Here is a 13,343-nt window from a genome sequence, read left to right on the forward strand (position 1 = left end):
AGCCGCTGGCAGGACCGCAAGCCAGCCGCGATTGATCCGCAACCGAAGGGCGCCGACAGGATGCCATGGTGGCACAGGTTGCCGGGTCGGCAGCGCTGCGCACCCAAGTGATAAAGGCCCCGCAAGCGTTCGCGCCTGCGGGGCCTTGTCCTGATTTGGCAGATCCCAGAGGGCGGACCGGTTATTCGCCACCGCCAAGCTGGTGAACATAGGTCGAGACGGCGCGGATCTGCGATTCGCTCAGACGGTCGTTCCAGGCGGGCATGACGCCGAAACGCGCCCGGACGACAGTTTCGTGGATCGCCTCGTAGCTGCCGCCGTATAGCCAGATCGCATCGGTCAGGTTCGGCGCGCCCTGCTCCCGGTCACCCATGGCATTGTCGCCGTGGCAAGTGGCACAATTGTCGGCAAAGACGGTCGCGCCTGTGTCGATCAGGTCAGGCGAAGGCGCCTCTCCGGACAGGGACATGACGTAGTTGACCACCGCGTCGATCTGATCGTTTTCGAGCAGGTCGTCGGTCCCGAAGGCCGGCATCTGGCTGTAGCGCGCGTCCGGGTCGGTTTCGTTGCGGATCCCATGGGCCACGGTCTGGTAGATCTCTTCGACCGAGCCGCCCCAGAGCCATTCATCATCCAGCAGGTTCGGGTAGCCGACCGCCCCTGCCGCGCCGGAGCCGTGACACTGCGCGCACCAGGTCTTGAAGACCGCCCCACCAGCGCTGACCGCATATTGGTTCAGCTCGGCATTGATCGGGATCTGGGTCAGCGCGACCTCGGTCAGCTGCTGGTTGATGCCCGCATTCGCCCGGGTCGCATCGTCGATCTGCGCGGCGACCTCGGCACGTGTCGAAAAGCCCAGAAGCCCCGGCGTGGCGCGGCTGATCAGCGGCCAGGCGGGATAGGCGATGACATAGCCGATGCCCCAGATGATGCAGAGGTAGAACGTCCAGAGCCACCAGCGCGGCAGTGGGGTGTTCAGCTCCTCGATGCCATCCCAGGAATGCCCGGTCGTGCCATGTTGCTTTTCAAGATCAGATTTTTCGCTCATCTCACGCATCCTTTTCCGTGAGGGCCGCATCCGGGGCGGCTGGCTTTTCGGGGTCCGGGGCGGCGGGGCGGCTTTCGTTGCGGAACGGAATGCCCGCCGTCTCGCGATAGGTCTGGCGGCTGCCCGGACGCATCACCCAGAGAAAGACCCCGATGAAGAACATGAACAGCGACAGCAGCATCCAGCTGTCGGCGAATTCACGGAAGATCGAATAGGTATCCATTGTCCTCGCGCCTCCCTCAGCGGCTTTCGTCGGGAATGAAGGTCGAAAAATCGACCAGCGTCCCGAGCATCTGCAGATAGGCGATCAGCGCATCCATTTCCGAAATCCCCGGTTCGCCGTCGAAATTGCGCACCTGGGCGCCGGGATAGCGTTCCAGCAGCCCGTCGATATCGCCGTAGGGATCTATCTGGACGGTGAAATCCCGCTGCGCGTTGTCCAGCATCTCGTCGGTGTAGGGCACGCCGACGATGGAATGAGCCTGCATCGCATCACCTATGTAGCGCCCGTCCAGCCGCGTGTTCAGCAGGAAGCCGTATTTCGGCATCACCGATTCGGGCACCACGCTTTCGGGGTCGCTCAGGTGATCCACGTGCCATTCGTCCGAGTAGCGCCCCCCGACGCGGGCCAGGTCCGGCCCGGTCCGCTTGGACCCCCATTGGAACGGGTGGTCATACATGGATTCCGCTGCCAGCGAATAATGCCCGTAGCGTTCGACCTCGTCCCGCATGGGACGGATCATCTGGCTGTGACAGACATAGCAGCCTTCGCGGACATAGATGTCCCGCCCGGTCAGCTCGAGTGGCGAATAGGGGCGCACCCCCTCGACCTTCTCGATCGTGTTTTCCAGGTAGAACAGCGGCGCGATTTCCACGATGCCGCCGATGCTGACCACCACGAACGACCCAGCCAGAAGCAATGTGGCGTTCTTTTCGATGAACTTGTGCTTGTCGAGAATTCCCATTGTTTCCGGTCCTTATTCCGCGGGCACAAGGCTGTTCTCGCTTGCCATCGCGGGCTGTGCCCGGACGGTAAGCCAGAGATTGACGCACATGATGATCCCACCGGCGAGGTACATGACCCCACCCAGACCGCGCACGATATACATCGGGAACTTGGCCGCGACCGTATCGGCGAAGGAATTCACCAGGAAGCCGTTGGCATCGACCTCGCGCCACATCAGCCCCTCCATGATCCCCGAGACCCACATCGAGGCCGCGTAGAGAACGATACCGATCGTCGCCAGCCAGAAGTGCCAGTTGACCATCGACAGGGAATAAAGGCGTTCGCGTTTCCACAGCTTCGGCACCAGGAAATAGAGCGCCCCGAAGGTGATCATGCCGTTCCAGCCGAGCGCACCGGAATGCACGTGGCCGATGGTCCAGTCCGTATAGTGGCTCAGGCTGTTGACCGCGCGGATCGACATCACAGGCCCTTCAAAGGTCGACATGCCGTAGAATCCCACCGCGATCACCATCATGCGCAGCACCGGGTCGGTGCGCAGCTTGTCCCAGGCCCCGCTAAGGGTCATCAGACCGTTGATCATGCCACCCCAGCTCGGCATCCATAGGATGATCGAAAAGACCATGCCCAGGGTCGAGGCCCAGTCGGGCAGCGCCGTGTAATGCAGGTGGTGCGGACCGGCCCAGATATAAAGGAAGATCAGCGCCCAGAAGTGGATGATCGACAGCTTGTAGGAATAGACCGGACGTTCGGCCTGCTTGGGAATGAAGTAGTACATCATCCCGAGGAAACCGGCGGTCAGGAAGAAGCCAACGGCGTTATGCCCGTACCACCACTGCGTCATCGCATCCTGCACACCGGCGAACAGGGACACGGATTTACCGCCCCAGATGGACACCGGCACCGCCAGGTTGTTGACCACATGCAGCATGGCAACGGTCACGATGAAGGCCAGGAAAAACCAGTTCGCGACGTAGATGTGCGGCTCTTTGCGCTTGATGATCGTGCCGAGGAAGACCGCGAGGTAGGCGACCCAGACGACGGTCAGCCAGAGGTCGATGTACCATTCAGGCTCGGCATATTCCTTGGATTGCGATCCCCCCAGCACGTAGCTGAGCGCCGCCATCACGATGAACAGGTTGTAACCCCAGAAGACGAACCAGGCCAGGTTCCCACCCCAGAGCCGCACCGCGCTGGTGCGCTGCACCACGTAGTAGGACGTACAGATCAGCGCATTGCCCCCGAAGGCAAAGATCACCGCACTGGTGTGCAGCGGGCGCAGCCGACCGAAGTTCAGGTATCCCTCGGCCCAGTTGAAATTGAGCACCGGAAACGCCAGCTGAAAGGCAATGAAGACGCCGACCAGAAAGCCCACGACCCCCCAGAAGGACGTCGCGATCACGCCAGCGCGCACCACATCGTCCATGTATTCGCCGGACCGGTCGACGGGCACGACGGCCTCGTCGGTGTTGCGCAAGACCCAGATGAACAGGCCCGCGGCCACAAACATGACCACAAGGGCGTTCACCATATAGGCCAGGTCGCGTGCGTAATTCGCTGCGATTGCCGCCAGCAGCGTGATGGCTGCCAGCGCAATGAGCTTGATTGCGTTCGTCATTTCGCGTCCTTTTCCGTCGCCGCGACCGCCCTGACGCAGCCGCTTAGCCGAGATATCTCCCCATGACATGCCGTCCACACGGGGCCGTGACATTGATCTGTATCAAGCGGTTGCGCCTGAAGTCTTGACCGGGATCAAAGTTATCCAAAAAAATTCACCGTAGACTAATGATAGCAAATTTTTCCCGCAGGAGGTGAACATGTCTTACAAATCAATCCTTACCGTTCTCACATCCAAATCGGGTGCAACGTCGCTTCTGGATCAGGCCGTTGCGCTGGCGGACCGCCATGATGCGCATCTCGACGTGCTTTGCCTCGGGATCGACCGGGCGCAGATCGGGTATTATTACGGCGGCGCCGATGCCACGATTCTACAGGACGCCGTGGATCGCGCGACCGCCGAATCCAAGGAAATCGAAGAGGCCGCGATCCAGCGTCTGACCGGCGAATCGATCCGCTGGTCCACCGAATCGGACCTGGCCCAACTGGGGGACATCGGGCGGCGCATCGGCTGGCAGGCGCGCTTCGCCGATCTGGTCGTGCTGCCCAAGCCCTATGGCGACGACAAGGGCGTCGAACTTGAACCCGTGACGGAATCTGTCCTGTTCGAAGGCCGCGCCTCGGCCTTGATCCTGCCGGGCGACGTGGCGGCCCCGGTGGCGCCGAAATCGGTGATGCTGGGCTGGAACGAAACCCCCGAAGCCCTTGCCGCCATCCGCGCCGCGCTGCCGATGCTGAAAACCGCCGAGGCCGTGCATATCGTGATCATCGATCCGCCCAGCCATGGCCCCGACCGCTCTGATCCCGGCGGGATGCTGGCGAACTGGCTGTCCCGCCACGGCGTCTCGGCCGAGATCGAGGTCGTAGCCAAGACCCTGCCGCGGATTTCGGACCTGATCAGCCGCCATGCGCTGGATATCAGCGCCGACCTGGTCGTGATGGGGGCCTATGGGCATTCCAGGTTCCGCCAGGCGATCCTGGGCGGTGCGACCCGCAACATGATGGAAGGCACCACGCTGCCAATCTTCATGGCGCATTGAAGCGGAACCGCCAAAGCCGGGGCCCCTGCCCGCGCCCCCGAACCGGGCGCGGGTTTCCTGGCTCGTGATATCAGGGCGTCGAGGCGCCGCGCACGCGGCTCAGCTTAGCTCAGCATGCCGCCGTCGCTGTCATCGCCCGCTTCTTCCAGCAGGCGGCCGACATCGGGCACCATGACATGCCGCTTGCCTTCCAGATGGATCACCTTGTCGCGTTTCAGCGCCGAAATCTGGCGGCTGACGGTTTCCAGCGTCAGGCCCAGGTAATCTGCCATCGCCTCGCGGGTCAGAGGCAGGTCAAAGCTTATCCGGTCACGGGGCTGGGCAAGGTTCAGCGTCGCATCCCGGCGCAGGATGATGACCATGAGCGAGGCGATCTTTTCCCGCGCGGTCTTGCGCCCCAGCACCAGCATCCATTCGCGGGCCGCATCCAATTCGTCCAGCGTCATCTGCAACAGGCGCTGTGCGATATGTGGCGTCGTCTCCATCAGCTTTTCGAAGGGCTTCTTGCGGAAACAGCACATCACCAGATCCGAGGTCGCCATGACGTTGTAGGCCGCCCCGTCACGTCCCGGCCGACCGACGAAATCGGACGGCAGCAACAGGCCCACCATCTGGGTCCGCCCGTCTTCCATCGTCTGGGTCAGCGTCGCGATTCCCGAAACCACCGAGCCGACGAAATCCATCCGGTCGCCGGCCCAGATCACGGTCTGACCGGCCTCGTAGCTGCGGTAATACTTGATCTCTTCGAGAATCTGCAATTCGTCCGCATCACACCGGGCACAGACGGCACGGTGACGGATCGGACAGACGCCGCAATCTTGCGGCACGATGCTGAGGTCAGGCTGAAGCATGGCCCCTCGTTGGTTTGTTGATCTGGGTCAATGACAGGTTGCGCGGTCACGTTAAGCCTAGTGCCATGGTCAATGGAACGCAACTTGAACGGTTGGGACTGTTTGACGCGAAAGTGCCGCGTTACACAAGCTATCCCACCGCCCCGCATTTTTCGGACGCCACCGGCGCGGCACAACATACCGCCTGGATCGAGGCGATCCGCCCCGGAGCCGAGATCTCGCTCTACCTGCATGTGCCCTTCTGCCGAAGGCTCTGCTGGTTCTGCGCCTGCCGCACCCAAGGCACGCAAAGCGAAGCCCCCGTGATCGCCTATCTCGACACCCTTCTGGCGGAACTGGCGCTGCTGAAGGCGCATCTGCCCGAGGGCGTGCGCCTGTCCCGCCTGCATTGGGGCGGCGGCACCCCGACCCTGCTGAACCCGGCGATGATGGAAACGCTCGCCGGAGCGGTGCACGACGTGCTCCCACTGGCCCCCGGCGCCGAGTTTTCGGTCGAAATCGATCCCAATGAGGTCGATGACGCCCGGCTGGCCGTGCTGTCCCGCGCCGGAATGAACCGCGCCTCTATCGGGGTGCAGGATTTCGATCCCGAGATACAGCGCTGCATCGGGCGCATCCAGAGCTACGAAAAGACCCGCGATGTGACCGAGGCGATCCGCGCCCATGGGGTGCATAGCCTGAACGCCGACATCCTTTATGGGCTGCCGTTCCAGACCCCAGAAAAGATCACCGAGAGCGTGCAGAAACTGCTGGGCCTGTGCCCCGACCGGGTGGCGCTTTACGGCTATGCCCATGTGCCCTGGATGGCGCGGCGGCAATCGATGCTGCCATCGGAGTCCCTGCCGACCCCGCGCGAACGTCTGGCCCTGTTCGAAACCGCCCGAAAGCTGTTCAGCTGGGATGGATACGCCGAGATCGGCATCGACCACTTTGCGCTGAAGGGCGACGGGCTGGAAACCGCCCGTCAGGCCGGCAGGCTCCGGCGCAATTTCCAAGGGTATACCGATGATTCCTCCGACGTGCTGATCGGCATCGGGGCAGCGTCGATTTCCCGCTTTCCGCAGGGATACAGCCAGAACAATCCCGCGACCTCGGGTCATACGGCGGCGATACGGGGGGGGCGTTTTTCCACCACGAGGGGTCATGGCTTTGACGCGGACGACCGGATGCGGGGCCGGATCATCGAGGCCTTGATGTGCGATTTCACCGTCTCCACGGCCGAGATCAGCGGCCGCTTCGGCCTTTCCCGACCCGAGGTCGACGGGCTGTTCCGCGCCGTTGCCAGCCGCTTTGACGGGTTGCTGCGGCTCGATGAACACGGCCTGTCGATCCCGCCAAAGGCGCGGCCCCTGACGCGGATCGTGGCACGGGCCTTTGACGCCTATGACCATGCGCGGGCACGCCATTCCTCGGCGATCTGAGGGGGCCGAGGTAAGGCGCCCTGCTGCGCCTAGTGGTCCATCGCGGCCGCGAACAGCTCTTTCGTATAGGGCTCCTGCGGCGCGTTGAAGATCCCCTCGGCGGTGCCGCTTTCGATGATGTCGCCATGGCGCATGACCATGACCCGGTGCGACATGGCGCGCACCACCTTCAGGTCGTGGCTGATGAACAGATAGGCCAGCCCGTATTTCCGTTGCAGGGCGCGCAGCAGGTCGACGATCTGCACCTGCACCGTCATGTCCAGCGCCGAGGTCGGTTCGTCCAGCACCAGCAGTTTCGGACGCAGGATCATGGCACGGGCAATGGCAATCCGCTGGCGTTGACCGCCTGAGAATTCATGCGGATAGCGATCCATCGCCGCCGGATCCAGGCCGACTTCGCGCATCACCTCGGCCACCAGATCGCGCGGGGCGCGACCATCGCCGATCTTGTGGATGGACAGGCCCTCGGCGATGATCTGTTCGCAGGTCATTCGCGGGCTGAGCGACCCGAAGGGGTCCTGGAACACGATCTGCATGTCCTTGCGCAGACCGCGCAACTGATGCGTGGTCAGGCTGCGGATATCGCGATCCCCGAAGGTCAGCTGCCCTTCCGAGCCGATCAGCCGCATCACCGCCAACGCCAGCGTCGTCTTGCCCGATCCGCTTTCCCCCACGATGCCAAGGGTCTCGCCGGCACGCAGGCTGAAGCTGGCGTCGTTGACCGCCTTCACATGACCCACGGTGCGTTTCATCAACCCGGCCTTGATCGGGAACCAGACCTTCAGGTGATCGGCCCGCAGCACCACGGGCGCGTTTTCGGCCGCGCGCTCCGGTGTCCCGGCGGCGGCGGCCGAAAGCAGTTTCCGGGTATAGGGATGCTGCGGGTCGGCAAAGATGCGGTCTGTCGGGCCGGTTTCGACGATTTCGCCGTCCTTCATCACGCAGACCCGGTCGGCAATGCGGCGCACGATGCCAAGGTCATGGGTGATGAACAGCAGCCCCATCGACGAGCGGTTCTTGAGATCCGCGAGCAGTTCCAGGATCTGCGCCTGGATGGTGACATCCAGCGCCGTGGTCGGTTCATCCGCGATCAGCAGGCCGGGGCTGTTGGCCAGCGCCATGGCGATCATCACCCGCTGGCGCTGACCGCCGGACAATTCATGCGGATAGGCCGTCAGCCGGCTTTCCGCGTCGCGGATACCGACCTGTTCCAGCAATTCGATCGACCGGGCGCGGGTATCGCTGGCCATGATCCAGGCGCCGGCGCCGGCCTTCAGCAGCGCCTTGACCAGCCAGAGCGCCCCGGTCAGGCCCACCACCCAGAACAGGCCGTGCAACAGGCGCAGGCCCAGTTCGCCCCAAAAGTTATCCCATCCGGTCAGGGAGGGCACATCGGGCGCGGTGGCCACGAAGGCACCGTAAAGGGCCAAGAAGGCACATAACACCGCCAGCGCCGCCGCCACGGGGCGCGGGCTGAGGGTCATCCAGCCTTCCAGGAACCGCTTGCCCCAACCGCGCCCCTTCAGCCCCTGATGCAGGGCCATGGTTTCGGCCAGTTGGCGTTCGATCGTATGCAGCGGGTTCAGCGATGTCATCGGCTCCTGGAAAATGAAGGAGATCCGGTTGCCGCGCAGCTTGCGCAGCTTTTCCACACCGGCGCCGATCATCTCCTGCCCGTCGAAACACGCGCTGCCGGTGACGGTGGCGTTGTCCCCCAGCAGCTGCACGGTGGACAGCGCCGAGACGCTTTTGCCGGATCCGGATTCCCCCACCAGCGCCACGGTTTCGCCCTTGTCGACATCGAAGGACACGCCGCGCACGGCAAGGTGGCTGCTGCCGTCCTGGCGGAAGGCGACTTTCAGGTCGCGGACCTCGAGAAGGCTCATTGGAAGGTTTTCCTTGGGTCGAAGGCATCGCGCACGCCTTCAAAGATGAAGACCAGCAGCGACAGCATCAGGGCAAAGACCGTGAAGGCCGTGAAGGCCAGCCAGGGCGCCTGGAGGTTTTCTTTCGCCTGCAGCGTCAGCTCGCCCAGAGACGGCGAGGACGAAGGCAGCCCGAAGCCGAGGAAATCGAGCCCCGCCAGCGTCGAGATGGTCCCGGTGACGATGAAGGGCATCATGGTCAGGGTCGCGACCATGGCATTGGGCAGCATGTGACGGAACATGATGACGCGGTTCGACACGCCTAGTGCCCTTGCGGCGCGGACATACTCAAGGTTGCGGGCGCGCAGGAATTCCGCCCGCACCACGCCCACCAGCGCCATCCACCCGAACAGCACGGTCAGCACCACCAGTAACCAGAATCCCCGCCCGACAATCGCGAAGAGGATGATGATGACATATAGGGATGGCGTCGCCGACCAGATCTCGATCAGGCGCTGGAAGATCAAGTCGATCCATCCGCCGAAGAACCCCTGCACGGCACCGGCGACGATGCCGATCAGCGATGACAGGGCGGTGACGATCAGGGTGAAGACGATGGACAGGCGGAACCCGTAGATCACCCGCGCCATCACGTCGCGCTTGGTGTCATCGGTCCCGAGCCAGTTCTGCCGGTTGGGCGCCAAGGGCGCGGCACCGGGGCGGTCGACAGGGCTGTTGTAGGAATAGCGTATCGGCGGCCAGACGGTCCAGCCAGCTTCGATCGCTTCGCCATCGACGGTGCCCGTCTCGGCCTGCGCCATGATTCCGTCGGGATCGTCAAAGCAGCTTTCCAGCCCGCCGCTTTCGATCAGGCACTGGACCTCCGGGTCGCGATAGATCGCCTCGGTGCGGAAATCCCCGCCGAAGGTGGTCTCGGGGTAGGTGCGGAAGATGGGCATGTAGAAATCGCCGCGATAGCTGACCAGGATCGGCTTGTCGTTGGCGATCACCTCGGCCATCAGCGAAGCGCCAAACAGGATCACGAAGACGATCAACGACCAGAAGGCCCGGCGATTGCGACGGAAATTGCGCCAGCGGCGCTGGTTCAGCGGCGACAGGCGGGATTTCTTCACCTCGGGCACGGGTGCGGGCGCGTCATGGCCCGGAATATGCGGCACGGGGTCCTGCATGGTTCAGCCCTCGCGCTTTTCAAAGTCGATACGGGGATCGACGAAGACATACATCAGGTCCGAAACGATCCCGACCACCAGGCTCATCAACCCGAAGATGAAGAGCGTGCCGAAGATCACCGGGTAGTCGCGCTGTACCGCGGCCTCGAAGCCGAGACGGCCGAGACCGTCGAGCGAAAAGATCGTCTCGATGATCAGGCTGCCGGCGAAGAAGATCGAGATGAAGACGCCCGGAAAGCCCGCGATCACGATCAGCATCGCGTTGCGGAAAACGTGACCGTACAGGACCTTGCGTTCGGTCTGGCCCTTGGCGCGGGCGGTGATGACATATTGCTTCTTGATCTCGTCGAGGAAGGAATTCTTGGTCAGCAGTGTCAGCGTGGCAAAGGCCGAGATCGTCGAGGCCAGCACCGGCAGGGTAATGTGCCAGAAATAATCCCCGATCTTGCCCAGCAGGGTGAGCTGGTCGAAGTTGTCCGAGGTCAGCCCCCGCAGCGGGAACACCTGCCAATAGGACCCTCCCGCGAACAGCACCAGCAGCAGGATCGCGAAGAGGAAACCGGGGATCGCATAGGCCACGATGATGATGCCCGAGGACCAGTTGTCGAAACTGGTGCCGTCCTTCACCGCCTTGCGGATGCCAAGCGGGATAGAGACGAGATAGGCGATCAGCGTCGACCACAGCCCGAGCGAAATCGACACCGGCATCTTTTCCAGCACCAGGTCGATGACCGACACAGAACGGAAGTAGCTTTCCCCGAAATCGAGCCGCATGTAGTTCCACAGCATCCGGCCGAACCGTTCCAGGGGCGGCTTGTCGAAGCCGAATTCCTTTTCCAGCTTTTCGATGAACTCCGGTGGCAGGCCACGGGCGCCGACGTACGACTCATTGCCGCCCCCGCCCAGCATCTCGGTCGAATCGACGCCGCCGCCGGTGAAGCCCGCGGTGACATCACCCTGGCCCTGAACCTGGGCGATGATCTGTTCGATCGGCCCGCCGGGGACGAATTGAACCAGCGCGAAGTTGATGATCATGATGCCAAGCAGGGTCGGGATGACCAATGCCAGGCGGCGAAGGATATAGGCGCCCATTGTGCTTGGTTACCGCAGCGCGCCGTTGGCCTTCAACTCGGCCGCGCGATCCGCATTATACCACCAGAAATCGAGGTAGCCGAGGTCATAGGGCGGGATCTCGGGGTGTTCGAACATGTCGTAATAGGCCACCCAGCTGCCCGCCTTGTACCACGTCGGCACCATCAGGAATTCATGGCGCAGCGCCCGGTCGAGACCACGCAGGGAGGCGTCCTGCATGTCCTGATTTTCGGTATGCAACGAGGCTTCGATGATCTGATCGACCAGCGGGCTGGCCAGGCCGGCTGGGTTGAAGACCGAGAACTCGGCCTCCTTGGAGCCATACATCTGCATCAGCCCGGTGCCGGTGCCGAGGATGGCGCGATAGCCGTCATAGACCATGTCGTATTCGCGCGCGCGGGTCCGGGTGGTGTATTGGCTGGGATCGATCTTTTCGAAATTGGTCCGGATCCCCAGCGTCTTGAGATTGATCGCGTAGTTCTCCAGCACCGGCTCCAAAGAACTGGCCGCGGCTGAGTTGATCGGGAAGTCGATGGACAGGACCTCGCCCGACGCATCGTGGCGCAGCCCGTCGTCACCGACGATCCAACCGGCCTCTTCCAGCAGGGCGGCGGCCTTGCGCAGGTTGCCCCGATCGTTCAGGCGGTCTGCTGAACTGGTATGGATCCCCACGGGCGGCTCGGTCTTCAGCGCCTCGGGCACCACGTCGCCCAGACCGTCAAGGAAGACCAGATCATCGCCTTCGGGCAGGCCTTCGGCCTGCAGCGGCGTGTCCTGGAAATAGCTTTCACGATGCTTGTAGAGCCCGAATTGCAGGCTCTCGTTGGACCATTCGAAGTTGTAGGCCAGCGCGATTGCCTCGCGGACGCGCTTGTCCTTGAATTTGTCCTTGCCGAGGTTGAAGACGAAACCAAGGTTGCTGGGCGGTAACCCGTCGGGCAGTTCGACAGCATTGATCGCGCCCGATTGCACGCCGGGGAAATCATAGCTGGTCGCCCACTGGCGCGGGTTGGTTTCTATGCGGAAGGTATATTCCCCAGCCTTGAACCCCTCGAAAGCGGCGGATTCATCCGAGAAATATTCCACGCGGATCTGGTCGAAATTGTAGCGCCCGATGCTGACCGGCAGGTCCCTGGCCCAATAGTCGGGGTTACGCTTGTAGGTGATGCGCCGGTTCACGTCGTAGCCGTCCAGCATGTAGGGGCCCGAACCGGGAGAGGTTTCAAACCGCGATTCGTCGAGCCGCGCGCCAGTGTCCTCGTACCATTTCTTGCTGAAGACGGGCGTGCCGCCGACCTGGCTGATCAGCGAACGGCGGGAAATCCCGGTCGCGAAGGTGAATTTCACCGTGTAGTCATCCAGCGCCTCGGCGCCCAGCACCCGCGCGCTGACACCGGCGGAATAGGACGGCAGCCCCTGTTCGATGAACAGGTCGTGGCTGAAGACCACGTCGGCGGCCTTCAACGGTGTTCCGTCCGAAAAGGTGATATCCTTGCGCAGGTGGAAAATGACCCAGGTCTTGCCCTCGTCATATTCCAGGCTTTCGCAAAGCAGGCAGTAGGAGCCGTTGTAATCATCCGCCGCCTCGGTCAGCAGGCTTTCGTACATGGTCGAGGCCAGCGCCCCGGCCCGCCCCTTGACCGTAAAGGGGTTCATCGAATCGAAGGTGCCGGAGGCCTGGATGGCGATCTCGCCGCCCTTGGGCGCATCAGGATTCACATAGTCGAAATGCGCGAAATCCTCAGGGTACTTGAGATCCCCGAAGTAGGAATAGCCGTAAGATTTGACGATGGTGCCATCCGACGCGGTGGCGTCTGCGGTTTCCGGCGTACCGGCATCCTGCCCCCGCGCGTCTGTGGCGGCAAGGCCCAGGGCCAGCACCCCGAGCGCAAGGGCGGCCATACCGACGCGCCAGGTCTGTCCCTTCTCATCCGCTCGCATCTCTCTGACATCGGACGAAACGCGCATGGCGCGACAATTGGGACGCTGCATCTATAGCTCCTCGACTATCCTTCTGGACGGTTTGGGCGGTCTGGGCGGCCCTTCGGCGCGCCCGAAGGCAAACCCGTCATTCCGGACAGGCTATCGGTCGTTCTTGCCGGTATTCAAGTTGAGATTGCGTGAAGGCCCTGTGATCGGCGTATTGTTTTCACCAAAAGGACCGCCACCTGTAAAAGTGACGGTCCCTTGGAGGTTCAGGTGGCGGATCGGCGCTCAGGTGTGAGGACCTGGTTTACCCCGTCCCATGGCCGGCC

General features: G+C 62.7%; 11 protein-coding genes. 2 read left to right on the plus strand and 9 right to left on the minus strand.

Annotation, left to right across the window (positions count from 1 at the left end):
- Positions 1–181 precede the first annotated feature (181 nt).
- From ccoP to ccoN, 4 genes are read right to left on the minus strand one after another with little or no spacing between them, the layout of a single operon-like run.
- Entirely contained in the window at positions 182–1,048 is an 867-nt protein-coding gene (gene ccoP / locus PSAL_RS11825; RefSeq protein ID WP_119838589.1) for a cytochrome-c oxidase, cbb3-type subunit III, read from the minus strand.
- A 1-nt stretch (position 1,049) separates the two neighbouring features.
- Entirely contained in the window at positions 1,050–1,271 is a 222-nt protein-coding gene (locus PSAL_RS11830) for a cbb3-type cytochrome c oxidase subunit 3 (protein WP_119838590.1), read from the minus strand.
- Between the two features lie 16 nt (positions 1,272–1,287).
- Positions 1,288–2,013: a cytochrome-c oxidase, cbb3-type subunit II gene (ccoO, locus tag PSAL_RS11835; RefSeq protein WP_119838591.1), complete on the minus strand. Its 726-nt coding sequence runs from the start codon at positions 2,011–2,013 to the stop codon at positions 1,288–1,290.
- 12 nt (positions 2,014–2,025) lie between these two features.
- Complete coding sequence (ccoN, locus tag PSAL_RS11840; protein WP_119838592.1) at positions 2,026–3,630, minus strand: cytochrome-c oxidase, cbb3-type subunit I; 1,605 nt, start codon at positions 3,628–3,630, stop codon at positions 2,026–2,028.
- 199 nt (positions 3,631–3,829) lie between these two features.
- Here ccoN and PSAL_RS11845 point away from each other — a divergent pair, with 199 nt between their 5' ends.
- Positions 3,830–4,669, plus strand: a complete 840-nt coding sequence (locus PSAL_RS11845) for a universal stress protein (RefSeq protein WP_119838593.1) — start codon at positions 3,830–3,832, stop codon at positions 4,667–4,669.
- 104 nt (positions 4,670–4,773) lie between these two features.
- Here PSAL_RS11845 and fnrL read toward each other — a convergent pair whose 3' ends face one another.
- Positions 4,774–5,520 (minus strand): transcriptional regulator FnrL, encoded by a 747-nt coding sequence (gene fnrL, locus PSAL_RS11850; protein ID WP_119838594.1) that lies wholly within the window; start codon positions 5,518–5,520, stop codon positions 4,774–4,776.
- A 65-nt stretch (positions 5,521–5,585) separates the two neighbouring features.
- On the opposite strand from fnrL, the gene hemN reads away from it, so the two are divergent.
- Positions 5,586–6,941, plus strand: coding sequence for an oxygen-independent coproporphyrinogen III oxidase (hemN, locus tag PSAL_RS11855; RefSeq protein ID WP_119838595.1), 1,356 nt, complete (start codon positions 5,586–5,588; stop codon positions 6,939–6,941).
- A 29-nt stretch (positions 6,942–6,970) separates the two neighbouring features.
- Here hemN and PSAL_RS11860 read toward each other — a convergent pair whose 3' ends face one another.
- Genes PSAL_RS11860 through PSAL_RS11875 form a run of 4 tightly spaced genes read right to left on the minus strand, consistent with a single transcriptional unit; the run spans position 6,971 to position 13,080 of the window.
- A complete protein-coding gene (locus PSAL_RS11860; RefSeq protein ID WP_119838596.1) occupies positions 6,971–8,827 on the minus strand; it encodes an ABC transporter ATP-binding protein in 1,857 nt (618 codons plus the stop codon).
- Positions 8,824–9,996 carry an ABC transporter permease gene (locus tag PSAL_RS11865; RefSeq protein ID WP_119838597.1) on the minus strand — a complete coding sequence of 391 codons (1,173 nt, stop codon included), beginning with the start codon at positions 9,994–9,996 and terminating at the stop codon, positions 8,824–8,826. Before PSAL_RS11865 ends, PSAL_RS11860 begins: the two co-directional genes overlap by 4 nt.
- Before the next feature lie 3 nt (positions 9,997–9,999).
- A complete protein-coding gene (locus PSAL_RS11870) occupies positions 10,000–11,088 on the minus strand; it encodes a microcin C ABC transporter permease YejB (protein WP_119838598.1) in 1,089 nt (362 codons plus the stop codon).
- A gap of 9 nt (positions 11,089–11,097) precedes the next feature.
- Complete coding sequence (locus tag PSAL_RS11875) at positions 11,098–13,080, minus strand: extracellular solute-binding protein (protein WP_231388502.1); 1,983 nt, start codon at positions 13,078–13,080, stop codon at positions 11,098–11,100.
- Positions 13,081–13,343: the final 263 nt, after the last annotated feature.

The organism is Pseudooceanicola algae (assembly GCF_003590145.2).
Lineage (GTDB): Bacteria > Pseudomonadota > Alphaproteobacteria > Rhodobacterales > Rhodobacteraceae > Pseudooceanicola > Pseudooceanicola algae.